At 58.7% G+C, this 25,375-nt stretch carries 24 protein-coding genes; 4 read left to right on the top strand and 20 right to left on the bottom strand.

The features are described 5' to 3' along the window. Positions 1 to 28: 28 nt before the first annotated feature. The 11 genes from CJ187_RS00120 to CJ187_RS00070 form a co-directional block, all read right to left on the bottom strand. Entirely contained in the window at positions 29 to 727 is a 699-nt protein-coding gene (locus tag CJ187_RS00120; RefSeq protein ID WP_102216303.1) for an L-ribulose-5-phosphate 4-epimerase, read from the bottom strand. Then, positions 728 to 2,407 carry a ribulokinase gene (locus CJ187_RS00115; protein ID WP_233187325.1) on the bottom strand — a complete coding sequence of 560 codons (1,680 nt, stop codon included), beginning with the start codon at positions 2,405 to 2,407 and terminating at the stop codon, positions 728 to 730. Positions 2,408 to 2,573: 166 nt separating this feature from the next. Next, the gene (locus CJ187_RS00110) at positions 2,574 to 3,947 is read right to left on the bottom strand and encodes a sn-glycerol-1-phosphate dehydrogenase (RefSeq protein ID WP_102216304.1); all 1,374 of its coding nucleotides are present in this window, start codon (positions 3,945 to 3,947) and stop codon (positions 2,574 to 2,576) included. Between the two features lie 32 nt (positions 3,948 to 3,979). After that, complete coding sequence (locus CJ187_RS00105; RefSeq protein ID WP_102216305.1) at positions 3,980 to 5,542, bottom strand: FGGY-family carbohydrate kinase; 1,563 nt, start codon at positions 5,540 to 5,542, stop codon at positions 3,980 to 3,982. Between the two features lie 109 nt (positions 5,543 to 5,651). After that, positions 5,652 to 6,515, bottom strand: coding sequence for an HAD-IIA family hydrolase (locus CJ187_RS00100; RefSeq protein WP_102216306.1), 864 nt, complete (start codon positions 6,513 to 6,515; stop codon positions 5,652 to 5,654). 284 nt (positions 6,516 to 6,799) lie between these two features. Then, positions 6,800 to 7,789, bottom strand: a complete 990-nt coding sequence (locus tag CJ187_RS00095; RefSeq protein ID WP_350223582.1) for a hypothetical protein — start codon at positions 7,787 to 7,789, stop codon at positions 6,800 to 6,802. Positions 7,790 to 7,932: 143 nt separating this feature from the next. Beyond that, a complete protein-coding gene (locus CJ187_RS00090; protein ID WP_102216595.1) occupies positions 7,933 to 8,424 on the bottom strand; it encodes a ribose-5-phosphate isomerase in 492 nt (163 codons plus the stop codon). Between the two features lie 189 nt (positions 8,425 to 8,613). Further along, entirely contained in the window at positions 8,614 to 9,402 is a 789-nt protein-coding gene (locus CJ187_RS00085; RefSeq protein ID WP_102216307.1) for a DeoR/GlpR family DNA-binding transcription regulator, read from the bottom strand. An 8-nt stretch (positions 9,403 to 9,410) separates the two neighbouring features. Beyond that, entirely contained in the window at positions 9,411 to 10,082 is a 672-nt protein-coding gene (locus tag CJ187_RS00080; protein ID WP_233187326.1) for a histidine phosphatase family protein, read from the bottom strand. A 110-nt stretch (positions 10,083 to 10,192) separates the two neighbouring features. After that, a complete protein-coding gene (locus CJ187_RS00075; protein ID WP_005504750.1) occupies positions 10,193 to 10,291 on the bottom strand; it encodes a 30S ribosomal protein bS22 in 99 nt (32 codons plus the stop codon). Between the two features lie 101 nt (positions 10,292 to 10,392). Next, positions 10,393 to 10,611: a helix-turn-helix domain-containing protein gene (locus CJ187_RS00070; protein WP_102216596.1), complete on the bottom strand. Its 219-nt coding sequence runs from the start codon at positions 10,609 to 10,611 to the stop codon at positions 10,393 to 10,395. Positions 10,612 to 10,879: 268 nt separating this feature from the next. Between CJ187_RS00070 and CJ187_RS00065 the strand changes: the two genes are divergently transcribed. The 4 genes from CJ187_RS00065 to disA all read left to right on the top strand — a co-directional run bounded on the left by CJ187_RS00065 (position 10,880) and on the right by disA (position 15,653). After that, positions 10,880 to 12,280, top strand: a complete 1,401-nt coding sequence (locus CJ187_RS00065) for a TrkH family potassium uptake protein (RefSeq protein ID WP_233187359.1) — start codon at positions 10,880 to 10,882, stop codon at positions 12,278 to 12,280. A 169-nt stretch (positions 12,281 to 12,449) separates the two neighbouring features. Next, positions 12,450 to 13,121 (top strand): potassium channel family protein, encoded by a 672-nt coding sequence (locus CJ187_RS00060; protein WP_102216310.1) that lies wholly within the window; start codon positions 12,450 to 12,452, stop codon positions 13,119 to 13,121. 37 nt (positions 13,122 to 13,158) lie between these two features. Next, positions 13,159 to 14,571: a DNA repair protein RadA gene (gene radA, locus CJ187_RS00055; protein WP_102216311.1), complete on the top strand. Its 1,413-nt coding sequence runs from the start codon at positions 13,159 to 13,161 to the stop codon at positions 14,569 to 14,571. Between the two features lie 11 nt (positions 14,572 to 14,582). Next, the gene (gene disA / locus CJ187_RS00050) at positions 14,583 to 15,653 is read left to right on the top strand and encodes a DNA integrity scanning diadenylate cyclase DisA (RefSeq protein WP_102216312.1); all 1,071 of its coding nucleotides are present in this window, start codon (positions 14,583 to 14,585) and stop codon (positions 15,651 to 15,653) included. Between the two features lie 150 nt (positions 15,654 to 15,803). Here disA and CJ187_RS00045 read toward each other — a convergent pair whose 3' ends face one another. The 9 genes from CJ187_RS00045 to CJ187_RS00005 all read right to left on the bottom strand — a co-directional run bounded on the left by CJ187_RS00045 (position 15,804) and on the right by CJ187_RS00005 (position 25,375). After that, positions 15,804 to 16,649: a hypothetical protein gene (locus tag CJ187_RS00045; RefSeq protein WP_146003073.1), complete on the bottom strand. Its 846-nt coding sequence runs from the start codon at positions 16,647 to 16,649 to the stop codon at positions 15,804 to 15,806. 15 nt (positions 16,650 to 16,664) lie between these two features. Continuing rightward, entirely contained in the window at positions 16,665 to 17,141 is a 477-nt protein-coding gene (locus CJ187_RS00040; RefSeq protein WP_102216314.1) for a DUF3180 domain-containing protein, read from the bottom strand. After that, entirely contained in the window at positions 17,138 to 18,490 is a 1,353-nt protein-coding gene (gene folK / locus CJ187_RS00035; RefSeq protein WP_102216315.1) for a 2-amino-4-hydroxy-6-hydroxymethyldihydropteridine diphosphokinase, read from the bottom strand. The genes CJ187_RS00040 and folK overlap by 4 nt, the downstream gene beginning before the upstream one ends. A 21-nt stretch (positions 18,491 to 18,511) precedes the next feature. After that, positions 18,512 to 19,372 carry a dihydropteroate synthase gene (gene folP, locus CJ187_RS00030; RefSeq protein WP_102216316.1) on the bottom strand — a complete coding sequence of 287 codons (861 nt, stop codon included), beginning with the start codon at positions 19,370 to 19,372 and terminating at the stop codon, positions 18,512 to 18,514. Beyond that, on the bottom strand, positions 19,372 to 19,938 hold the full coding sequence (folE, locus tag CJ187_RS00025) for a GTP cyclohydrolase I FolE (protein ID WP_102216317.1): 567 nt from the start codon (positions 19,936 to 19,938) through the stop codon (positions 19,372 to 19,374). The genes folP and folE overlap by 1 nt, the downstream gene beginning before the upstream one ends. A 3-nt stretch (positions 19,939 to 19,941) precedes the next feature. After that, a complete protein-coding gene (ftsH, locus tag CJ187_RS00020; protein ID WP_233187327.1) occupies positions 19,942 to 21,996 on the bottom strand; it encodes an ATP-dependent zinc metalloprotease FtsH in 2,055 nt (684 codons plus the stop codon). 12 nt (positions 21,997 to 22,008) lie between these two features. Continuing rightward, positions 22,009 to 22,563 (bottom strand): hypoxanthine phosphoribosyltransferase, encoded by a 555-nt coding sequence (gene hpt / locus CJ187_RS00015; protein ID WP_102216598.1) that lies wholly within the window; start codon positions 22,561 to 22,563, stop codon positions 22,009 to 22,011. Positions 22,564 to 22,685: 122 nt separating this feature from the next. Continuing rightward, positions 22,686 to 23,888 carry a tRNA lysidine(34) synthetase TilS gene (gene tilS, locus CJ187_RS00010; RefSeq protein WP_102216318.1) on the bottom strand — a complete coding sequence of 401 codons (1,203 nt, stop codon included), beginning with the start codon at positions 23,886 to 23,888 and terminating at the stop codon, positions 22,686 to 22,688. Further along, positions 23,885 to 25,375 carry a D-alanyl-D-alanine carboxypeptidase/D-alanyl-D-alanine-endopeptidase gene (locus CJ187_RS00005; RefSeq protein WP_102216319.1) on the bottom strand — a complete coding sequence of 497 codons (1,491 nt, stop codon included), beginning with the start codon at positions 25,373 to 25,375 and terminating at the stop codon, positions 23,885 to 23,887. The genes tilS and CJ187_RS00005 overlap by 4 nt, the downstream gene beginning before the upstream one ends.

Raw genomic sequence — 25,375 nt, 5'->3', positions numbered from 1 at the left:
AAAACCTCAAGATCTAAGAGCGTAAACGCTACTGCCCATACACGTTCTGATAGCGGTCGTACAGGGCGTCGATATGGGGTTGTTCCACATCAATTACGTCTCCAAGCTGCTTAGCAATGTGGACGGTGCGGGCAACTTCTTCGACCATCACCGCGGCTTTCACAGCTGCCCGCGCATCCTTCCCGATTGTAAACGGCCCGTGGTTTTGCATCAGCACCGCTGGGGACCGGTGGCCGCGCAACGTCTCCACAATGCCCCGCCCGATCGAATCATCACCAATAATCGCGAACGGCCCCACGGGCACTGGACCACCGAACTCATCAGCCATCATCGTGAGCGCGCAAGGGATCTCCTCCCCCAGCGCCGCCCAGGCGGTCGCATAAGTCGAATGGGTATGCACCACACCCCCGACCTCAGGCATATGGCGGTAAACATATGCGTGCGCGGCAGTGTCCGACGACGGCTGCAAATTCTGCGCCGTCCCATCGTCGATCTTATTACCCTCCAGGTCACACACCACCATGTTCTCCGGTGCTAACTCATCGTACGAAACCCCGGAAGGTTTAATCACAAACAAGTCCGCGCCAGGCACCCGCTCAGACACGTTCCCCGCAGTCCAAACCACCAACTGCCACCGAGGCAACTCAGCATGCAGATCCGCAACCACCTCACGGGTGTGCGCCACCGCCTCCTGAACCTCAAGCGGCTGATCAGACAACACCAGCATCTACGCCCTCTCTCCTTTACGTTTCAACGCCTGCGCCCGGATCCGTTTCAAATCATGCATCACATCATTTTCACGACCAAACAAATCATGCAAATACTTGTAATGCTTAAACAGCTCATCGTACTGCTTCGCACGCTCCTCATCGGGCACGTACGCCGCCTTAATCCGCTTGCCCATATGCGCCGCCGCATCCGCAACCGACTCGTACACACCCGCCGCGCACGCCGCGAAAATAGCTGACCCCAACGCCGGTGCCTGCGCCGACTCCGCCGTCGACACCGGTAGACGCGTCACATCTGCAAACATCTGCATCAAAAACGGGTTCTTAATCAACCCACCCGCAGCCACAAACTCCGTGATCTCAACCCCGTGGTCCACAAAGTTCTCGATAATCACCCGCGCCCCAAAAGCCGTGGACTCCATAATCGCCCGATACTGATCCTCCGGCCGGGTCGCAAGCGTCTGCCCAACCATCAAACCTGACAACTGCGAATCCACCAAAATAGACCGGTTCCCGTTATGCCAATCGAGCGCCACCAGGCCGTGCTCCCCCACTTCCTGCTGCTGCGCCTTCTGCGTCAACAAATCGTGAATCGACAGACCCTGATCCTCAGCCTCTTCGTAATACTCCGCAGGCACGCAGTTCTCCACAAACCACGCGTAAATATCACCCACGGCAGTCTGACCGGCCTCAAAACCCCACAAGCCATCAATCAAACCACCATCAACCGTGCCGAACGTACCCGGCACCGGCTGAAACTCGGGGCCCGAAACCACGTAGCACGAAGACGTCCCCATAATGGCCGTCAACTGTCCAGCCTCCGTTGCCTGCACCGCCGGCGCCGTCACATGCGCATCAATATTGCCCGACGCCACCGCCACATACGCCGGCAGCCCCGTCAACTTTTGCCCCCGCTCCGACAAAGTCCCCACCTTAGCGCCCAGCGGAAGAACCTCAGCGGACATCTTCTGCGAAAACACTTTCTGGAACTTCGGATTCAAACGCGCCAAAAACTTCTCAGTCGGATACCGCCCATCCTGATACATGCGCTTATAACCCGAATCGCCCGCAGCGTACGTCAAGTTACCCGTCAGCATCCACGTGAACCAATCCAAAGCGTTCACAATCTGATCCGCAGCCTCATAGACTTCCGGGGCCTTCTCTAACGTCTCCAACGCCTTCGGCATCAGCATCTCTGAAGACAGCGTCCCCCCGTAGCGCTCCAACCAGCCCACGTTCATTTCCTTCGCCAAATCAACAATCCGGCGAGTCTGCTCCTCTGCCCCATGATGCTTCCAAAGCTTCACATACGCATGAGGATTATTCTTAAACTCCGGTTTCTCGCACAGCGGCGTGCCCTCCGCGTCCGTCACCAACACGGTTGCGCTCGTCACGTCAACGCCCAAACCCACGATCTCCTCCGGCTCCACCCGCGCATCCTTCAGCGCCGCCGGAATGATCTGCGCCAGAACCTCCAAGTAATCCGCTGGCACCTGCAAAGCAAACTCGGGTGGAAGCGTGCGATTATCACCCGCAGTCAACGTCGAATCCATAACGCCATGCGGATAATCCATCACAGCGGTCCCCAGCTCCGCGCCGTCAGACGTGCGGATCACAACAGCACGGCCCGACAAAGTGCCGAAATCTAAACCAATAACGTATTTCTCTTTTTCACTCACCGGTATCATCCTCATTGAGATCGTGCCCGACCGCGTGGATCGCGCTTACAAAACAATCAAAATCTTGCCCACCCAGGCAGATAACACTAGCCGCCAAAGGGGCGGAAAACGAGCGGCCCCAGCCCCCAGGCCAGGGCCGCTCAAAACAGGTACCTGCTACGGCAACCTACTTATCTTCCGGGTGACGGTGACGCCCCCAGAAACCATCCTCAGCAAACAGGTTCTCCACAACCTCATCCAGCAGACCCAAATCCACCAAAATATCCAAAACCGTGTACCTTGACCGAATCTGCTGCGCCTGGAAATGCGTCTTATGGAACCGCTCCCAATCAATCTTCAACATCTCCGGGTGATACGGCGCACCCGCCGTACGCAGCTTATCCATCGCTTCCTGAGGAGACATCAACTGCTTGGACACGCGTTCCTTAATCGCAGGCCACTGCTTCTTAATCAGCTCAACGCGCTCACGCAAAGCCTCACCCTCAAGGTGCTTATTCAACGAATGCTTAACCGCCTGGTCCGCGATCTTCTCAATCTGCATAGACCGCACGTAGCGCTCCACCTCATCCGCCGACTTCGCGTTAGCCACAATCTTGTCGGTATCCAACGCGGCAACGTCGACCTTCAAGAGCTCCTCCCACAGAGCACACGACGCAACCGTGCCCACACCAACCTTGTTGCCATGCGACAGTGGTGGCTCCCAATCCAAGCCGTGACCCTCCATCTCCCACACGTGAGAGAACTGGTGGCCCGCACCCGAAGCCGGACGGGACGACTGCGCTGCCTGCATCGCCAAACCCGACATGATATTACCCTCGGTTAACAAACCGATCGCATCCACATCGCCATCAGCAATCGCCTGCGGATCACCCAGAACCTCACGCAAATTACCCTGCACAAGGCCCCACACGTAATCGTCAATCGCTTCGATCCCCAACTCGTCAGCCGCAATCCAGTCGGCACCAGCTGGGATCTTCTCAATCAAATCCCCATATCCGGTTTCCACCAACCGTTTCGGAGCATGAGCAATCACATCCAAATCCGCCACCAAAGCAGCCGGAGCCGGGCACGAACGCGTAATCTTAAACCCATCAATCGCAATGGACGCGCCGAACGCTGCGTAACCATCCACAGACGGGGCCGTACACACGTTCATGTACTCGCGGCCCAACTCGCCCGACGCGAGCTTCGCAATATCATTCAACGTACCCGAAGCGATCGAACACACAACCACGCCATCACCCAGCGGCTCTAAGTGTTCACGCAGTTTCGTCACATTCTCATAACCGGCGTACAACGTGGGGGTACCTGGGAACACGTAGGGTTCCTCAACCGCCTCCACCCCGGCATCCACCAGGGATTTCACAACCGCGTCACCACACGCCTCAAACGTATTCCCGTCGGCAACAACCAGAACTTTCTTCCCCGGGAATGTCTTCTTAAAAATCTCCCCAGTGCGGGTGACAACGCCGCGACCAAACGCAATCTCACGCGTCTCCGTGGCCGTCCCAAGCGCCTTCTTGATCAGTTCAGTGGTCATATTTTCACTACTCCCTTTGAAATGTGAATCTTCTAAGAAATGTGATCCACAGTCTTGTGGGTCAACTCTTGCATTACTGGGTACGCATCCATGTACTGCTGCAAGTAGAACTGGTATTCCTCGTGCGCATCCATGTTCGGTTCAATAGTTTTCGTCTCGTGCACCATGTTGCGTGCCGCCGCAGGCAAGTCCTTATACAGACCCGCCCCAACCGCCGCTAGCATGCACGATCCAAGCACCACCGCGTCCCCAACTTCAGTTAACGTAATCGGCTTACCAGTCACGTCCGCGTACATCTGCATCCACAGTGGCGACTTCGTAGCACCACCACAGAACACAAGTTTGTTCGGTTCAAAACCCGACTCTTTCATCATCAAGAGGTTGTGTTGCGTCCCGTACGCAACGGCCTCCAAAATCGCCCGGTACATGTGCTCGGGCGTGTGTGACAGCGACAGGCCGAACATCAACCCGCGGGCTTTCGAATCCGTGTAGGGCGTGCGGTTACCTTGGAAGTACTCATTCATAATGAGGCCGTCGCAACCAATCGGAATTTCCGCGGCCTGCCGGTCCAAGATCTCATATGGGTTCAACCCGATCCGCTCCGTGGCTTGCACGATGTCGCGGGCGAAACCGTCTTTGAACCACTTCAGCACCGACCCGGAAGACACCAGGGATCCCTCCACGGTGTACTGGCCGCGAATTACCGCGTCCGTATACGAACCCATGAAGCCCTTACCGTAAATCGGTTCCGCGCTCTGCCCAGTCATCACCTGGGACGAACCAGTAATCACCGCGAGGGCCCCGGGTTCAACAACCCCCAGTCCGATCTGTCCGTGCCACGCGTCACCCCCACCTTGGGCCACGGGAATACCGGGGATGAGGTTCAGTTCGTGCGCGGTACTGGCCGAGAGGGTGCCTACCACTTCCCCGAGTGCGAGCACGCGTTCAGGGAGTTTCTCGAACACATCTCCGCACCCGATGTGTTCAAAGAAGTCCGTGGGCCAGCCGCCGTGGTCACCGTTGTAGTAGGAGCGGATCGCAGCGGTGTTAAGGTTCACCGTCCACTCGCCCGTCAGCTTGTAGGTGAGCCAGTCTGGCGCGTCCACAATTCGGTAGGCCTCTTTGTAGACCTCTGGCTCGTTTTCTTTAATCCATGTGGCTTTGAAGGGGTACCATTCGGCCGTGACCGGCATGGTGTTATCCCCGTTGTATTTCTTCGCCCAGTGTTCGATTTCGTCCCCGCGGGTTGCCTGTTCGGTGGCGCGCACGTCCATCCACATGATGGCTGGGCGCAGCGCGTTACCGCGTTTGTCGAGGGCCACTACCGTCATCGTGGTGGCGTCGTAGGATATCCCGGCGATGTGCCGCGCGGCCACACCCGTTTGGTCAAGCACACGCGTAACCGAGGCTTTCAGCGCCTCCCACCAGTCCACTGGGTCTTGTTCGGCACGACCGGGCCGGGGAAAGTGTGTCTTGTACGGGGTGGCCGCAAACCCAATGGAGTTGCCCCTCAGGTCGAAAATCGCGGCTCTGCACGATTCCGTCCCGAAGTCAATCCCCAGCAGGTAGGGCCCCTCGTATCCAGGTGTAACCATTGTTTTGTCCTTTCAGCAACGCTGCTTTATTTTAGTGTTCGAGCGAAACGGTTCGGTGCGGGGCCGGCCGTTCGGTTGTTCGGCTCTGGCGCGTCTACTCGCCGGGTGTTTATTCGTCCGTTTCAGACCACCCCAGTGACTCCCACTCGTGAGCGGGGATTAGGCGGTCCACCCGGTCGAGAATAAAGGTGGGGCGCTGTTGTGCCGGCAGTGCGAGCGCGTCTTCAACGGTGTTTTCTCCGGTCAGGGGCATGGCGGAAACCATTCCGGTGTTCACCGCCATCCCGATGTCCGTCAAGAGGCGATCACCCACCATCATGCAGTGCGTTGGGTCTACGTCCAGGCCCGAGATTGCTTCTTCAAGCATCACGGGGTTGGGTTTACCCACGTTCATTTGGCATTTGGTGCGGGTGCACGCTTCGATAGCTGCGATGATGGCGGCGGCGTCAGGCTCGCCGCGTCCACCTGGGAAGGGGCAGAACGGATCCGGGTTGGTTGCTACTAGGATCGCGCGTTTGTAGAACCAGATGGCGTCGAATGCGATCTGTAGTTTCTTGTATTCGAACGTACGGTCGTAGGAGGCGACGACGATGTCGATTTCTTTCGGGTCGTCACTCATTTTGATTCCCGCGTCTTTGAACGCATTGATCAGGGGTTGTTCCGCAATGGGGTACACAACTTTGCCGGGGTGATTGTGTTTAAGCCACTTGGTCATGGTCACCACGGTGTTCGCGATTTCAGATATGTCCGTGGGCATCCCGAGTTTGTGTAGTTTTTCTACGTACTGCTGCGGGTCTTTGGTGGGGTTGTTGGATAGGTAGCGCACAGGGATTTCTCGGCGGCGAAGTTCTTCGATCAGCCGTTTCGCTCCTGGCAGTAAGTGGTCTCCCAAATAGATGGTGCCGTCCATGTCAAAGACGTAGGCGTCGTAGAACTCCTCTGGGAACGAAATGTGAGCATTCGCGTCTGTCATCGATAGTTCCTTACTGTCGTTTTTTACTGTGTTTTGTGCGCTAACTTCTGTGCGCCGCTGACTTCTGTGCTGCGTCTTGTGCGCCGCTGGCGTTTACGCTTCAGGTTTCCTCGTTGTTTACTCCCGATTTAACCCGTCGGGTTTGGGGGTGTGGTTCGCTGTCGAATGGGGCGCTAAACCCATGCGTTGCACCAAGCCGATTTGCCTTTTTATTACCTTAGTAGCGTATGTCTTTACCGGCTTCACAACATCTTGTTTAGCGCCACCATTTTCAGCTTGAGGTCCTATCCCAGCATTGCCCCCAATCCCATAACGAGCGTGGTGCATGGCCAGATGGCCCACGCGGGCGGGTCAATGTGAGTGTCGCCGTGATCGTAGAAGATCCGGGCGAAGAGCTCACCGGCACACGCAGCGATCGCACCGAAAAGCCCACCGAGCAGGAGGGCGACGAGGCCGTTGCCAACGATGGGTAGGAAGGTGACACCTGCGAGTCCACCGATGATTGTCATGTGGTGGGTTACGCCAATGGTGGAGCCCAAGGCCAGCAGGAAGATCGCGATTGCAGAGATTGCGAAGGGGAGCGTCTTTGCGTTCGCGAGGATTACTTCTTCGGCTCCTTCAGGTAGGCCCGCGCCCTGCGCGTAGGAAACGAGCATGAGGGAAGCGCCGGCACCGAAAATACCGGAGAGGAAACCTAGGGTGAGGTACTGGGAAGGCTTTTCTTGCCACTCGAGCCAGCGGTTGGAACCTTCGAGTTTACTGGTCCATCCAAATACTTTTGTCCGTCCGAACATGGCGCGTGCGGTCAGACCTGAAATAACCACTGTTGCGGCAACAGTATCCGTGTGCGATCCGAACCAGGGAATGTGTTGGATTAGGCGTTCCACAATGTACCCACCCATACCGAATAGCGCACCGACCCACAGGATCGCGGGATGGCCAAGACCTGCTAGGGACGTGTTTATGTCCCGGCCAAGACCGGTCTTATCCAGCTCGTGCGTGGTCTTTGCGGCGTATGCGGATGCTGCGGCACCACCTGCGAACGCAACGTGCGGGCCGAAGACCGGTCCGAACGCCAGGTAGGTGAATCCCACGTCGGACCCGGTTGCAAACGCAATTCCGAACCCGAGCAAAATAAGTACGCCGGTGAATCCGAAGGCGAAGTTACCGCCGATCACCGCACCGAAAAAGCCACCACCAGCGGCAGCAATTAGCCAGAACAGGTCCATGTTCCCCAGGAACTGGATACTCGCATCAGGCAAAATGTCTAACATAATTTTTCCTTCGATATTGTTGCGATCCCCTTTGGTCGCAACCCGTTGGCAAACTACTGTGGCGTCTTCGCCACACCCGCTGTGCGTAGCGGCATAGAGTGTGTGGCCGCTGCAGCGGCCACACTCCCTACGATATTAGCGTGTTAGCAACCGCCAACACCCTCAGCTTCACTATCGGTCTTGCCCGTGTCGTACTCTTCCAGAGCCGCCACTTTAACCGCTGAGCCCGAGTTCGGGTCGAACTTGTAACCCAACCATTCTTTCGCCAAACGCCGAGCTAGTTGCAGCCCAATCACGCGCTCACCGAACGTGAGCACCTGCGCATTGTTGGACATAATCAGGCGTTCCACAGAGAACGAGTCGTGAGCCACGGAAGCGCGGATGCCCGGCACCTTGTTAGCTGCCATGGCGACGCCCATTCCGGTGCCACACACGAAGAGTCCGCGGTCGGCTTTACCATCCGCAATCAGACGCGCACCTTTAACCGCTACGTGCGGGTAGTCCACGTCCTCATCCTTATGGACACCAACGTCAATCACTTCATCAACGCGATCGTCTTGTTCGAGGTCCTGCTTTAGAACCTCCTTATATTCGTACCCCGCGATGTCAGCCGCGACGACAATCCTCAGACCCATCTTTTCCCCTTCCTTGGGTAGACCGTCAATGTGACCGAACACGTCAAACATATCAGATAGTTAGATAAAAACAACAACTTTCCTGTTAGTTCTTTCTAGTCTCCGTGTTTTTCGTGACGCACATAACGATTGTTTCAGATTCTTGAGGTAATCTCACCTCAATGGCCGAAACATACGTCGCAAACCGCGTTAGCACGGCGCGACGAGAACGTGCACACCCGCCTCTTTCAGCCGATCCAGGGTTTCTTGAGGAGTGAGGGAATCAACGACCACGGTGTCAACATCGGTGAGCGACCCAAAGGCGTGCAGTGCCCGCCGCGCGAATTTCGTGTGGTCCAACATGACTATGGTGCGCGACGCCGCCTTCATCATCTGCCTCTTCACCGCCGCCACATCCGCATACGGATGGTAGAGCGTGAGGTTTTTAACACCGGACGCCGATAAAATACACACGTCCGCGTGGATACCAAGCAGGGTATCGCACGTAACCGGCCCCATCGTCGCTTCCGCCCACGCTTGATACTCCCCGCCGAGAAGCATCAGTGAATGCTTTGTTTTACCCGCCATTTCGCCCGCAACCAGCATGGAATTAGTGACGACCGACAGGGCCGGCCCATCCAACAGTTCCCGCAGCGCCCACACCGCCGACGTAGAATCGTCAATCAGCAGCGACGATCCGGGCACAATCAGCTGCGCCGCACACTGCGCCATCGCTTTTTTCTGAGGTTCTTCTTGCATCAAACGGTAACGCGCACTCGCCTCGTGCAACCCCGACGCGGTCGCGAACACTTTCCCGCGGTCGCGCGCTAGTACCCCCGCGTTTTCTAACACCGCCACATCGCGATAGACCGTCATCACGGACACGCCGGACTTCTCGCTCAGTTCCTCAACTGAAGTCTCTCCCTCTGACAGCACAATGGACGCAATCTGGTTGCGCCGCGCCCGCTGTTCCACGTGCTTATGGTCCCCCGTTTTCAATTACTCCCCTAGTTCTGTTTCGCCAGCGCCGCATCCGACACGCCCGGCACCATATCCGCCGCATCAACGAGGTATTTACTCGCCGGCTCCCAGTACGTAACGGAACGCAACGTCGCGCCGTCGAACTCGAAACTCGTGATTGAAGCCAGCGAACACTCGCGTTTACGCGGATCGTGTGCCAGCGGCCGACCCTCAACCCACGAACGCAGCGTCCAAATCGGGAGCTGATGCGACACCGCCAGCACCTCACCCCCCGCATACTTCTTCCGCGCCGCCGCCACCGCAGCGCGCATCCGCCGCACCAAGTCCACGTACGGTTCAGACCAAGAGGGACGCAGCGGATTGCGGTAGCGCCACCAATACTTAGGGTTCGCCAACACCGCACGGTTACGATTCACGGGCACGCCCTCAAACGAATTCCACGCTTCAATCAAACGCGCATCAGACTCCACTTCCAGCCCATACGCATCCGCCGTAGGCCTGGCCGTCTGCTGCGCCCGCAACAGCGGGGACGCCACCACCCCCGTGATCTGCACGCCCGCATCCTGCAGCCCCTGCGCGGCAGCCCGCGCCATCTGCTGGCCAAGCGCCGACAGTCGGAACCCCGGCATGCGCCCATACAAAACGGCTTGCGGATTATGCACCTCACCGTGACGCATCACATGAACAACCGTTCGCACGTCCCCTCCTGAAACGATTTTGGGAAACAAAAGCCAACTACCCGAGAAAAGTACACACAATAAAGGTATATACAAGAAAAGCCCCGGTTTATCGGGGCTGCCTTGCGAAGCTACTTCTTGTTGCGACGCTGGTGGCGCGTCTTCCGCAGCAGTTTGCGGTGCTTCTTCTTGGACATACGCTTGCGGCGTTTCTTAATTACGGAGCCCATGACCCCTCCTCACATAAATTAGCAATCACGTCTACTAACTGTTGATACTCTAGCGCGGCACGCACTTTGACGCGAAATCGTGGGCACTGCCAGGTAAGAACCTACTGGTTCTCGGTACCCGTCCCATTTTCTTCCCAACCCGATAAACCCGCATCAATCAGTTGAGACACAGCAGCCTGCGGCACCCGGAAAGACTTCCCAACGCGCATCGCCGGAAGATCACCAGAATGAATCATCCGGTACACCGTCATCCGAGATACCCGCATAAGATCAGCTACCTCTGCGACAGTGACGAAACGCGGTCTTTCCTGCTGCGACATCACTTTCCATTTCATTAAGTCGGGTTTAACGTGCCCAAACGGGGCGCATAGGTCTATCCTAATACAAGAAGCGAACGACGGATAGTTTTATGGCGTGTCTTTCCGCTTGGCGTAAATTTGTGCATGAGGAGGAAATGTGGCGCCAAAGTCTAAACCACCCCGCGGGTCGTGGTGGCACCGACTACGCCTTTCCCCTCCCTTCGCGGGTTCCCGCAACGCGCATTTTCGCCCCGCCACTGCTCCACCGGCACGCTTCAGCGGCCCCTCCATTCCCAAAGACCGGCGGGTCGCCATTACCGCGAGCGCACCCGGGCGGCTCGCACAGTTTCGCGCGTGGATAGACCACATTGCCCGGCAATACCCCACGCGGCTTGCGGTAATCGTGTTCGCACTCATCATCGCCCTGGTCACCGCGCTGCTGTGCCTTCCGATCTCTACTCGCGCACGCGTGGTACCGCCGTTCGTGGACGCTCTGTTCACCGCCACCACCTCCGTATGCGTCACCGGTCTCACCACCGTGGACATGAGTACCTACTGGTCCACGTTCGGCCAGTTCGTGGTGATGATCGGCATTTCCATCGGCGGTCTTGGCGTAATGACCCTGGCGTCCATCCTGGGGTTCGCCGTATCCCGCCACATTGGTTTGACCCAGCGGATGCTTGCTGCCTCCGAAACAAAAACCTCCAGCCTCGGGCAAGTCGGTTCCCTCCTTAAAGCCGTTGTATTCACCGCCGTCGGGGTCGACGTACTGCTCTTCATCTGCTTCCTCCCGCGCTTCCTCTCACTCAACCTCCCCGTTGGGAAAGCCGCCTGGCACGCACTATTTATGGCCGTGTCCACGTTCAACAACGCGGGCCTCATTATCCTGCCCGACGGGCTCGCCCCACATGCCACCGACCTGTCAATAATCGTGCCGGTAATAATCGGTACCGCAATGGGCGCCATCGGATTCCCCGCATTCATGGACCTGCGTCGCCACTGGTTCGAACCTCGGCGCCTGTCCCTGCACACAAAAATCACCCTCACCACCTACCTGTCGCTGGCGGTAATTGGCGCACTCCTGGTGGGCGCATCCGAATGGAACAACCCCGAAACCTACGGTCAGCTAAGCGCCATGCAGCGCATCCCCCACGCGCTTTTGTCGGGCGTGAATACGCGCTCATCCGGCATCTCCTTCATAGACGTAGGGCAGATGCACAAGGGCACGTGGTTCATCCAAGACATCCTCATGTTCATCGGTGGTGGGTCCGCATCCACAGCCGGGGGCATTAAAGTCACCACCATCGCCGTGCTCTCCCTCGCGGTGCTCGCGGAAGCGCGCGGTGACCGCGATATTGAAGCGTTCGGTCGGCGCATCCCCTACACCACCGTGCGCCTAGCAATCGCAGTAGCCCTCATCGGCACGTTCCTGGTGGCCGTTGCCGTCCTAATCCTACTGACCGTCACTCCCTATTCACTCGACGTGGTGCTTTTCGAATCCATCTCCGCATTCGGCACCGTGGGGCTATCCACCGGGATCACCCCGGAACTACCAGCCGCGGGCAAGTACGTGCTGATTGGCCTCATGTACCTGGGCCGCACCGGCACCATGACTGTCGCCGCTGCCCTCGCACTGCGACAACGCCGACGCGTAATCCGCATGTCCGTTGAACAACCCATTATCGGCTAGCGCGGCTGCAAGTGGGCAACTCACCCGCGCTAGCTAGCCAGCTTCGGCTTGCACGCCAACCTGGCTAGCCACCGGGACGCTGCTGCACCTCAAGTACGGAAGGCCGCCGCACCTCAGGTAAGAACTACCGGTAAAATATAAGCAACGCAACTGTGATTAGGAGAAGGTCTTGGCGGAAACAGATTGGCAGCAATCCAGCGGTACTTTAGTGATCGGCTTGGGACGTTTTGGCTCCGCCGTAGCCGCAACGCTAGATCGTCTGCGCCGCGAAATCTTAGCTGTCGAGAAGAATCCGACTCGTGCACAACAGTTCTCCGGCCGCGTTCCCCTGGTGGAAGCCGACGCCAGCAACGTTGAGGCACTGGAGCAACTCGGGGCACGCGACTTCTCTTCCGCCGTGGTGGGGGTCGGCACTTCCCTGGAGGCATCCGTGCTCATCACCGCGAACCTGGTGGACCTCGAAATCCCATCAATATGGGCGAAAGCAACGTCGCGTGAACACGGGCGAATTCTGCGGCGCATCGGCGCACACCACGTGGTCTACCCCGAGTTCGACGCGGGGCAGCGTACCGCCCACCTAGTTTCGGGGCGCATGCTCGATTACATTGAGATGGATAAGCAGGGGTTCGCGATCATGAAGATGCGGCCTCCCAAAGAAGTGCAGGGATTCACGTTGGCAGAATCGGATGTGCGCGCTAAATACGGGGTGAACGTCCTGGGGGTACTTGAACCTGGACGCGGGTTTGAATACGCGGACGGTTCCACCCGCATTGACCGCGAAGACATCATTATTGTCTCTGGCGAAGGTGCCCTGCTGGAATATTTCGCGAACCGACCATAGTTGGTGAGTTGCGCTGTGGAAAGTTGGGGGTACTTTGATGGCTAAGAAGAAAGACCAGTACCGCTGCAGTGAATGCGGGTGGACCACCACAAAGTGGGTTGGGCAATGCCGCGAGTGCGGTTCGTGGGGCACCTTAGAGGAAGACCATCCCACCGAAGTAGCTAGCGGGGTTGTACAAGCCATTGCGCCGCGCACTCCAGCCGCCCCTATTTCTGAGGTCAGTGCCAGCAACGCGCGCGCCTACCCTTCCGGAATGGCGGAACTCGACCGCGTACTCGGCGGCGGAATAGTGCCCGGGGCGGTAACGCTCCTGGCTGGAGAACCGGGAGTTGGTAAGTCCACGCTCCTGCTAGATGTAGCGGCGAAAACAGCGCGCGCCGCCGCACAGCGAGGTGGCGGCCCCGTACTGTACATTTCTGGCGAAGAATCAGCCTCACAAATCCGCTTGCGGGCCGAACGCATCGGGGCAATTACCGACCACCTCCTGTTGGCGGCAGAAACCAACTTAGAGACCGCGTTGGGACACGCGGATTCGCACACCCCCTCATTGTTAATAGTCGATTCTATTCAAACCATGTACTCGTCCCAGATTGAGGGCGCGGCCGGAGGCTTGTCGCAAGTCAGGGGCGTGGCGGCGCGTCTAATTGCCGCGGCGAAAACTCGGAACCTCCCGGTCATCCTGGTGGGGCACGTAACGAAAGACGGGGGGATTGCGGGCCCGCGCATACTGGAGCACCTGGTGGATGTCGTGTGCCAGTTTGAGGGCGAACGGCACGCGGGTTTGCGGCTGCTGCGTGCGGTGAAGAACCGGTACGGCCCCACGGACGAAGTGGGATGTTTTCAGATGGATGATTCGGGCATTGTGGAACTACCGGACCCGTCGGGCCTATTCCTGTCGGCCGCTAGCGCGGACACGCCGGGCACGTGCGTTACGGTGACGCTGGAGGGGCGCCGTCCCATGCCGACGGAAGTGCAGGCCCTGGTTGCGCACACGAACGCTGGGAGTCCGCGCCGCACCACTTCCGGGATCGACCACAACCGGGTTACAATGATGTTAGCTGTGATGCAGTCGCGTCTTGGCGTGGACACTTCCGCGGCGGATGTGTACGTTTCTACCGTGGGCGGGGCACGTACTTCAGAACCGGCGGCGGACTTAGCGACTGCACTGGCGATCCTATCTGCAACCACGAACCGGCCCGTTAAGAAAGATTTGATTGCGGTTGGGGAAGTATCTCTCACCGGCGAGTTACGAGCCACGATTGGTTTATCCAGACGTTTAAGTGAGGCCGCGCGGTTAGGATTTAAGAAGGCGATCGTTCCGGATCATGGGGCAGATGCGTTAGCTCGCATCCCGGGGATTACGATCTACCCCATTGCCGACTTGGCATCGGCCGGACGCGTAGCCCTGCAGACAAAACCGCCTAATGAGGCACTTGAGAAACGGAGTTAATAAAACAGGTCATGAGTCTTGACGCGCAGAATATGCGGAAGGTGCTGCAGGCATTAGCGCCGGGCACTCGTTTGCGCGAAGGGTTAGAGCGCATTCAACGCGGGCACACGGGAGCCCTGATTGTCTTGGGGTATGACGACGAGATCGAACAGTTGTGTTCGGGTGGGTTTGAGATTGATGTGGAGCTTTCGCCGGCTCGGTTGCGCGAGCTTGCGAAGATGGATGGGGCCGTCATTATTTCGTCTGACCACCGGCGGATTCGGCGTGCGAACGTGCAGTTGATTCCCGATTCGTCTATTCCCACTACGGAGTCGGGGATGCGCCACCGCACGGCGGAACGCACGTCGCGTGGCACTGGGATTCCGGTGATTTCTCTGTCGGCTTCCATGCGGGTTATCACCGTTTACGTTGGTGGTTTGCGCAAGACTTTGGTGGAGCCGGAAGTGTTACTTTCGCGCGCGAACCTGGCTTTGGACACGTTGGAGCGGTATTCGCAGCGTCTTGATGAGGACCTGGGTACCCTCACGGTTTTGGAACATCGGGATGCGGCCACGTTGCGGGAAGTAACGACGGTACTGCAGCGGATGGAGATGATTCGGCGGATTCATTCTGAGATTAGTAGTTATCTTGAGGAACTGGGTACTGAGGGGCGTTTGCTGGCTCTGCAGTTAGATGACCTGGTGAGTGGTGCGGCGCAGGAACGTAACTTGGTGCTGTGCGACTACGTGCACCCCCGGTCGGCGCTGCATCGCGCGCAAGATGAGCTAGCGAACCTGGATGGGGAGGCGCTGGTGCGGTTGGATGCGATCGCTCAGGCGATTGGACACCCCACGGTGGACGCGTCGGACCTCGACCAAGTGTTGAAAACACGGGGGTTGCGAGCCCTCACGATGGTGCCACGGTTGCAGTGGGCAATTATTGAAAAACTTGGGGAGCGTTGGCAGACCCTCACGCAGCTGCGGGAAGCTTCAAGCGATGAACTGCAAGAAATCGAAGGGGTAGGTCCGTATCGCGCGCAACTGATCCACGACTCACTCGTACGCCAGGCGGAAGCGTCTTCCCCTGAATCCGTCGGCTGGTAAACGCTGCCGGTGCGTGACGCTGCGCTCTGCCGGTAGGCGCTAGGCGGCGGCGCACCGTGCTTTACTGGTGGATGCGCAGACGCTACTAGCGGACTGTACTACGCACATGCGCGCCGATGCTCGCGGACTGTTTTGCGCGCACGAGCGGGGTTAGCGGACGATAACGACGCGTTGGTCTACTGGTTTACTTTCGCCCGCGTGTTGGATCGCGACCACGTAGGTGCCGGCACCAGAGTTCGATTGTTCCTCGCAGTTCGAGTAGCTGAGCCCATTCCACTCCAGGTCCGCTTCCCATTTGCGTCCCGGCCCAATGAGCAGTGGTTTCTTTGCGTCTTTAGCGGCGCATTTGGGTTGGTCTACTACCGTTTGGTCACCAGATTTAACAATGAGCCCCACGGAGGCCGGCCCACCATCGGTTAAACACGCTTCTTTCGAACGGTTCACCATGGCTATGCGCCCCACCCAGCCTTCCCCCACGCGGGTTTGCGCCGGCGCGTCTAGGAACGAGATCGACAAGTCTTGCGGTTTACAATCCGCGATTGGGGGTGCGCTCGAAACTGCTTTCTTCTGCGTTTGCGCGGTCGCGTTAATCCCCGCTTTGATCTGGTGCCCCACCCAAATGAGACCGCCAATCAAAGCAGCTACCAACACCAGCAGCAGCACAATCGAGAGGACGCGCCGCACATGAATATCCGCCGGCAGCTGGCTCTCCCCCACCCTTCGCGCGCGAGTTTGCACGGGGGTACCCTGCCCGGGCCGAGTTCGGTTTCTTGTGAACGCACCATCCTCGGGGCGGGCACCGATTCTTGTGGAGGTACCTCGCTTAGGTCTGTCGCCAGTCCGCGTGGGGGTACCCCGCTTAGGTCTGGCCCCAGTTCGCGCGGAGGTACCTCGTTTGGGGCGCAGCCGGTTTTCACTCGCTTCGTTCTGCCCAGCTCTGCTGGGGGCAGACTTGCGGGTCGGTTTGCGGTGGGACTCGTGACCACTTAGACGCATACTCAGGGCCTCGTTCTAACTCAAATTCTTAGTGGGTTTACCACTCACATCCGTGTCATCATCGTCAATCTGACACCAGCGTTCCACTACCACAGCCACAATCATCATCACCACAGCCGCGGCCGCATTCGCCAGGTCACACCAGAACGTGAGGGATGCGTAGGAAACACTCAGCTCCGTCACCAGTGGAATCGCCATGCCGACCAGGAACCCGGCAGCACCAGCACCAGTCCAAGCGATCGAGTTCGCAAACACGGCGGTGTTAAACGCCACCAGAGGGTCTACGCGCGTCCGCTTCGAGCGTTCACTTTGCCTCACTTGCCACCCGAACCCGCCGAGCACCGCTGCGACCAGCAGGAACATTGCGGCCAGAAGTGGGGAAATGTACCAGTACGAGTACGCTCCCATTTTCTGGGTCTGCGTAACCGCCACCCCTGCGGCGAGTCCAACGGTAGCTAAAATAGCTAAGGTGGTTAGGGAAAGTGGCTTCACCGCTTCCTCCGCTGTCTTTGAACCGGAATCGCCCCAGTAACCGTGGGCCGCACCGTTGTGGTTCGCCGCGCCCGCACATCACCGTCCACCGGAAGCAGACCCCGGGCGTAATCTTCGGGGAGCCCAGTTTCTAACCGCGGAGTTCGCCGCTGCCTAACCACCGGGTCTGAATCCAAGCGATGCAACTCATCCGCGTCGTCAACAATCCGCAGTGCAGGTCGGTGGCTCCCACGCGCACTCCCGCGCCCGTTCCCCCCGGCCGGCCCCACCCCCTCAAACGAATCGGCTACATCGGAAGGTAGCGCTTCTTTGGCCTCAGGGGCCGCGGAATGCTCACTGGGAGTGTCGAAGTCATGTCCGGCCACGGCTTGTTCTACCCACACGTCTGCGCACAGTTCAATCTCTTGATCACGAATCGCAGCCAGAAGGTCGCGCGCCGCCCCGTACCCCGGTAGGTGCGCATCGGCATCCACTTGCAACAGTGGAGCTAACACGAACGCGCGGTCCCACGCCCGCGGGTGCGGCACCTGCAGTTCCGGTGTGTCGATCTGCTGCCGACCGTAAGTAATGATGTCCAAATCCAACGGGCGCGGCTGCCAACCACCTTTTTCTGCCCGCCCGTGCTGCCCCTCAAGATACTGCAAAGCCGCCAGGAGGTCGTGCGGATCCAGTTGCGTTCGCACCCGCACCACTGCATTGTAATAATCCGGTTGAGGCGCTTGGTCGGCCCGCAACACAGGCTCGGTTCGGAACAATCCAGACACCCCGGTGCACTCAACTCCCTCAAGCTGATCAAGAGCAAGCACAGCCTGCGCCAAGTGCCGCCACGGCTGGTCCAAGTTCGCTCCCAAAGCGATGAAAGCGTCCTCACTTGTCTGCACTCGCGAATGCTGTTTATGGCGCTGGGACCGCGAAACGGGCGCACCCCTCGCCGGTATGCGGTTCGCGCGCATATCGCCATCAGACGCGCGCGCGCCTTGTTTTTCCCGGTGAATCCGAACAGTCACGTCCGCGAACGGCACGTCAATCGGGGCTTGCGGCTTGTGCACCACCACGTCAACGGCCTGCACGGCTTCGAATTCGAGGGCGCACTGCGCAATCCGTTCCGCGAGCGTTTCAATCAAGTTCACCGCCGGGCCGGTGAGAATGTGCTCCACCGCTACCGCCACCTGTGAATAGTCCACGGAACGCTCCAACGCGTCCCCACCGGCAGCACTAGCCGCATCCAAATAGAGAGACACGTCCGCAACGAAAGTTTGTCCACGCTCGTTTTCAAAGTCGTAGACACCGTGCCTGCCGTGCCCACGCAAACCAGAGATGGTGATAACGTCTAAGCCGTTTCGTTGCACTGCATCCCCCTCATATCGAAATTATTCTATTTCCATTCTCGCATGGCAATAAGTACTCGCAGCTTGCACCGCCGCAACATTCCCCACCGCTTCGTGCACCCGCACTCCCCAGGTGCCGTGCGCACTACAGATCGCCGTGGTGGCCCGCGTCAAATCGTCCACGTTCGCATTCGGCCCACTGATTGTCTGCAAGAACCGCTTGCGCGACGTCCCAATCAGCTGCGGCAGGTCCAGTGCCTGCTCAATCTGCTGGTGGCCAGCGAACACTTCCCAAGAAATCGACGCTGTTTTGGCAAACCCCAAACCCGGGTCAATCACAATCCGTTCACGTTTAACCCCGGCCTCAAGGGCAGCGTCCACCTGCCGTTGCAGTTCGTCAATCACCGTTGGTACCGCGTTCGATTTCAGCACCCGCTCATCTGGATTACCTGGGAAACCGCGCCAATGCTGCAGTATTACCACCGCGTCACTATCCGCCATAACCCGCAACATGTCCGGGTCGTAGCATCCCCCTGACACGTCGTTCAGTATCGCTGCTCCCGCTGCCGCCACCTGCTGCGCAGTACCCGCATGTACCGTGTCCACGCTCACCGCGATCCCCTCTTGCGTCAGCGTCTTCACGGCCTCAAGTATCCGCGCTAGTTCTTCTTCAGTGCTGAGGCGACGCGAACCCGGGCGAGTTGACTCCCCACCCACATCGATAATGTCCGCCCCCTGCTCCACCAGCGTGTGAGCGCGCTCCACTGCGGCGTCCACCGTGTTCCACTTTCCCCCGTCGGAAAAAGAATCCGGCGTCATATTCACAATGCCCATTACGAGCGTGCGATCTGGGAACGCGTGCCCGTCCTTAAAAACCGGTTTGCGTTTAATCACCTGGGTCATTATCGGCGTCCTCCCATCACTAGGGTCATCATCTCTTGCCGGGTCGCAGCGTTGTTCATAACCCCACGCAACGCAGAGGTAACAGTCGAGGCACCGGGTTTACGCACCCCCCGCATGGTCATGCACAAGTGCTCTGCTTCAATAATCACCGTTGCTCCCTGAGGCTCGAGCTTTTCCACGAGTGCATCCGCAATCTGCGTGGTGAGCCGCTCCTGCACCTGTGGGCGGCGCGCAAACCCTTCCACCACGCGCGCCAGTTTAGACAGCCCCGTCACCCGGTTGTTAGCCGGAATGTACGCGACGTGCGCGCGGCCAAAAAACGGGAGCAAATGGTGTTCGCACACCGAGTAGAACTTGATGTCGCGCACCAACACCATCTCTTCCGTCTGCACATCGAACAGCTTATCCAGATGCTTAGACGGGTCTTGCCCCAGGCCAGAAACCATTTCTTTCCAAGCGCGCGCCATTCGGGCCGGTGTTTCACGCAGTCCCTCACGCGTCGGATCTTCACCCAGTGCACGCAGCAGATCCGTCACGGCAGTGCGCACCCCAGCTTCGTCATACATGCCTTATTCGCCAGCCTCGCCGCGCATGGGTGCTGAGTCGAAACGTTCCGCATTCGGATCAGCCACGCGCGTGGTCTGCGGTGCCGGATGCTCCGGGGTTGGTGGGGTTTGCGACTGCGACTCCATCCCCACGGGGTCACCCCACTTAACTCCCTCAACCGCGGCATCAGACTGGTAATTCCACACGGGCCGCTCCTCCTGCTTAATCACATCCTTAAACAGTTCCGACAACTCGTTCTCGTTCAACGTCTCTTCCTCAAGCAAACGGCCCGCCAACCGGTCCAAAAGCTCCCGGTTCTTCGACAGGATCTGCCACGCCTCCCGCATCGCAGTGTCCATCAGCTGGCGGATCTCCACATCCACCTTCGCAGTCACTTCGTCTGACAGTTCAGTTACCGGTTTTCCAGCCCGCATCGCATACGGGTCATTCTCCGCACTCCCCACCTTCACGGGGCCAATCACGTCCGACATCCCGTACTCCACCACCATGGCGCGGGCAGTAGAGGTCGCTTTCTCAATATCATTCGACGCGCCCGTAGACGGATCGCGGAACACTAGTTCCTCCGCAACCCGGCCCCCCAGCGCGTACACGAGGTCGTCCAACAACTGGTTGCGCGTCTTCGAATAACGATCCTCCGTAGGCATCACCATCGTGTAGCCAAGCGCCCGCCCACGCGGCAAAATCGTCACCTTAGTTACCGGAGCCGTGTACCGAAGCGCAGCCGCACACAGTGCGTGCCCACCCTCGTGGTACGCAGTCACCGCCTTATCGTGCGCATTCATCACCCGCGTGCGTTTCTGCGGGCCCGCGATAACCCGGTCAATCGCCTCATCAATCGCCCGATTGTCAATCAGATCCGCATTCGAACGCGCCGTCAGCAAAGCCGCCTCATTCAACACATTCTCCAAATCCGCACCCGTGAACCCGGGGGTACGTTTAGCAACCATCTTCAAATCCACGTCCCCGGTAAGCGGTTTGCCTTGCGCGTGGACATGCAAAATGGCCTCACGCCCCTTCATATCCGGCGCTTCCACCCCGATCTGGCGGTCAAACCGGCCCGGGCGCAACAGCGCGGAATCAAGAATATCCGGCCGGTTCGTCGCCGCAATCAACAACACGTTGGTGCGCTCGTCGAACCCATCCATTTCCACCAGGATCTGGTTCAGAGTCTGCTCCTGCTCAGACGTGGCCCCACTGCCGTCACCGCGCCCACGGTGGCCACCAATCGCATCGATCTCATCGATAAAAATAATTGCCGGCGCTGCTTTCTTCGCCTTCTGGAACAAATCCCGCACGCGCGAGGCACCCATCCCGACGTACAGCTCAATGAACTCAGAACCAGACGCGGAGTAGAACGGAACATTCGCCTCCCCCGCTACCGCCCGGGCCAGCAAAGTTTTACCCGTTCCCGGAGGGCCGTACAGCAACACGCCGCGCGGAACCTTCGCGCCCACCGCCAAGAACTTCTCTGGTTTCGCTAAGAACTCGCGGATCTCCTGCAGTTCCTCCACGGCTTCATCCGCACCCGCAACGTCTTTGAACCGGGTTTTCGGCTTCTCTTTCGTAACATCTTTCGCTTTCGACTGCCCCATACCGCCCATGAGGCCGCGCCCACCAGCGCGCATCGAAAGCCAGTAGAAACCACCGAGGATAATCAGCATCGGTACCGCGAGCGTCAAAATCGACCCGAACGTCGATGGCTGGGGATTCTCCACATTGTAGCCAAGACGGGCATCGTTGCTCTCAATGCGTTTATACACCGTCTCCGCCTGCGCCTGAGAATACGTGAACGTCACCTTCCGACCCTGATTCTTACGAGGATCGCGCGGCCCCGTGCCCTCATGCACAAAATCCTGCGTCAACTCCAACGACACCACCTGGGTGCGGTCGTTCGCAACAATACTCTCCACCGTCTTACCTTTGAGCAGCTCCATCCCCTCATCCGTGCGAATAGACGCGGGTTGGAACAGTTGCCACATCGTGAAGGCAACCCCCAAAATAACGAGGATAGGAATCCAAACGGCAAGCCAGTTACGTTTCTTTTTTCCTTTAGCCACTGCGTACCTCTACTAATTGGAATATACGTGCGGAGCCAACGTCCCTACGAAAGGTAGGTTCCGATACTTTTCTGCGTAGTCTAAGCCATATCCGATAACGAACTCGTTCGGAATGTCGAACCCCACGTAGTCAACGGTAACGTCCACCTTCAAGGCATCCGGTTTACGCAAGGCGGTGGCGATCCTAACGGAAGCCGCGCCTCGTTCTAACAAGTTTGATTGTAACCATGCAAGGGTTAAACCCGAGTCAATAATATCCTCCACGATCAGCACATCCCGACCCGCCACGTCCGTGTCCAAGTCCTTCAAAATGCGGACAACACCGGAAGATTTAGTGCTTTTACCGTAAGAGGACACCGCCATCCAATCCATCTGCAGCGGCGTGTGCACCAGGCGAGCCAGGTCTGCCATCACCATTACCGCTCCTTTAAGTACCCCCACCATGAGGATGTCACGGCCCGCGTAGTCCCGGTCGATTTCGCCTGCCATCTGCGTGAGGCGTTGGTTCAGTTGCTGTTGTGTTATCAGGACCTTCTCCAGGTCCGCTCCCATGTCGTGAGCGTCCATATCCTTTTCCTTCTCGCCTTCGCGTGCACGCGCGGTTTGCTGCCCAACCGGTAGTGTCCGCGCCCCACCCGGTGGGTTGCACGTACCCTCGCGGTTACTCGATGCTTCCCAGTTTTCCACACTTACTCGACGAAACGTATTCTGATCCACCGTTTACCACTTTCGTCCCGCTGGGTTCGCCAGGCGCGTAAATTGCGTGGCAGCACGATGGGGCCTTGCCCGCGGTAATCGGTCACGAGTTTGTCTAGCGCTCGCGTGTGTTCCAAAGTGAGGGGTACTTGGGGGGACTGCACGGCCTGCACCGCCATTCGCAGCACCCGCGTGCGGACCGCCTGGCTTTGCGCTGCGAGCACGTCTACATCTAACCCGTGGTCGCTAAGTACCCTCGCTGCAATCGCATCTAACGCCTGGGTGTCGGCCTGCAGTAGTTGGGCGGTACGCGCCAGGGCGGGGACGATATCTTGCCCGAGGGCGTGGCACAGCGTTGGGATTGCGCGGTGTCGTAATGCGATTCTGGGCCGGGGGGTACCTTGGGCGGTTTCCCATGGGCCGTCGAGCTCATTCGTGGGGTCATGCACCACAGGTACCCCCAGTTCTACGCATGCCTGCAGTGTTTGCTCGCGACGTACCCCCAGTAGGGGCCGGCCCCATCCCACCGAGGTACCCCCGTGGTCGGTGCGGGCGTACGCGCGCATTCCTGCGATTGATCGCGCTCCGGAACCACGGCTCAGGCCCAGCAGCACACTCTCGGCCTGGTCGTCCATTGTGTGTCCGAGCAGCACGGTAGTTCCCGGGGTTTGCGCGGCGTCGCTTTGCAGGGCGCTGTAGCGGGCGTCGCGCGCCGCTGCTTCAACCCCACCATCCGTGCCCACGGTGGGAGCCAAGACCCGTGTAGGTACCCCCAGTTTTTCTAGCAGCTGCTTAACACCTGCGGATTCATCCGCGGATTCTGGGCGCAAACCGTGGTCCACAATCCGCGCTTCCACAGGTACCCCCATGCGAAACGCCTGATCAGCCGCCGTTATCGTCAAAGATAGCGAATCAGCCCCACCTGAACACGCACACACCACGCGGGATGGCTGGTGGTGCAACATCCACTGGCGCAACGCCAACGACACGGCCCGCACACTCCCGAGCGGAGTTGCCCCCACCAAATCACACACCGCGGGCCGGGCGGCACCGCGGGTTTCTTCGCGCTTCAAGCGGGCAGTTTGAGGGACGTTTTGCGCCTCAGCGTGCTCTGCCCCAGTGGTTCGTTTCCCCTTCGAGCGTTGGGGGTACCTAGGTTCCAGCGGGGGGTACTTAGGTTCTGCCGGGTGCCTCATAGGGAAATAAGCTCTCTAATAAAAACGTCAATGTCTTCGCGCGCAACATAGGCACCCTCTTTGGCGTCTGCGGCTTGAACAGCGAAGACCAGTACACGACCGGACTTAGTGGTCGCATACCCGGCGACGGCAGACACAGTGTCTAGACTCCCCGTTTTCGCAACCACGCGGGCTGCGGGTGCCTTATCCACGCGGTCTTCAAGCGTGCCCACAAAATGTCCGACCGACAAACTCCGAGACAGGGTACGCTGCTGCGGGTCTTCACTGTTCCACAGGGACCGCAGCACTTCCACGGTGGTGCGCGGCGCGATCTTGTTCGCGTCATTCAACCCGGAGCAATCATGCAGCACCAGCCCGTCACTGTAAACCCCGTGTTTCGAAATAGTGTCATGCACGAGCTGTGCCGCACTGCTCACATCCGACTTCTTCCCCGCTTTCTGCGCGCTGAGCCGGCACAACTGTTCCGCCCACGTATTATCCGAGTACTCGAGCATGCGGCGGGTTAGAGCGGCAATTGGCGCGGACTCCACCTGTCCCACCCGTTGCGGTTTCACTTTCTCGCCTGGGGTACCTACCGTAAATGGTGTGGCGGACCGGCTTATATCCACTTTGATTCCCCGCTGTTCCAACTGTTTCGCCAGCGTCTTAGCCGCATCCGCACCAGGATCGTCCGATGTCGTGTACTTACCTTCACTATCCCCAGTGTCAGTGCCGAATGCCGCTGCCGGGCCCACCCACCTAGTCAGCCCATCGGCAAGTTTTTCTCGGGCGGCCCCATCAAAAATTGCGTCGTGGTAAATCAGTTTCGTTGCCTGCTGCGCCGGCCCCGACGTATTTCCCTTGGGCGATTCCGCTGGGCTCTGGGTTCCCCGCGATTCCTCCGAGTTCTGGGTTCCCCGCGATTGCTGCGGTGTCCGCTGTTTTTGCGTGTTTTTCACCACTTGTTCCGCGAGGTCCCCCAGCCCTGCACGTCCCACGACCGACTCCGCGTTCCCCTTGTCTTTTGCGAGCATGAGGTCCCCCTCACCCACCAGGTGAAGGTCACCGTTCGCTGCTTGCCACACCGTGGTTTTAAGCGTTTCCGTTGCCTTGAGTTGCTTGGCGATCTGCACGGATGTCAGTAGTTTCGTAGTGGACGCGGGCGTGAGGGGTTTGCGCCCATTCCCGTCTAGCAGCACGTTACCGGTGAGTGCGTCCACCACGTAGGCGGCGGGCGTGTATTTGCCATCTTTCGCCGCTTTTTGCAGGTTTTGCCACGGTTTGTTGAGGTCTTTGGTGCGGATCGGAGGCAGGTTTAACTCCATGTGGGTAGGTAGGTTCGGGTCTGCAGTCAGCGCGGAAGGACTGGGCGGGAGGGCACCTACTGGGGGGCGCTCAGTGGTTATGAACCCGGGGACTATGTCGAGCGCGTCCGCAACCGCGTATCCGCCTACCAGTACGCTTGCGGTGGCGGCGCCGACCAGCATGATTCGCAGTCGTTTCCCCAT

The sequence above is a fragment of the Gleimia hominis genome, assembly GCF_002871945.2.
Taxonomy (GTDB): Bacteria; Actinomycetota; Actinomycetes; order Actinomycetales; family Actinomycetaceae; genus Gleimia; species Gleimia hominis_A.
This window is presented reverse-complemented; position numbering and strand designations above follow the sequence as displayed.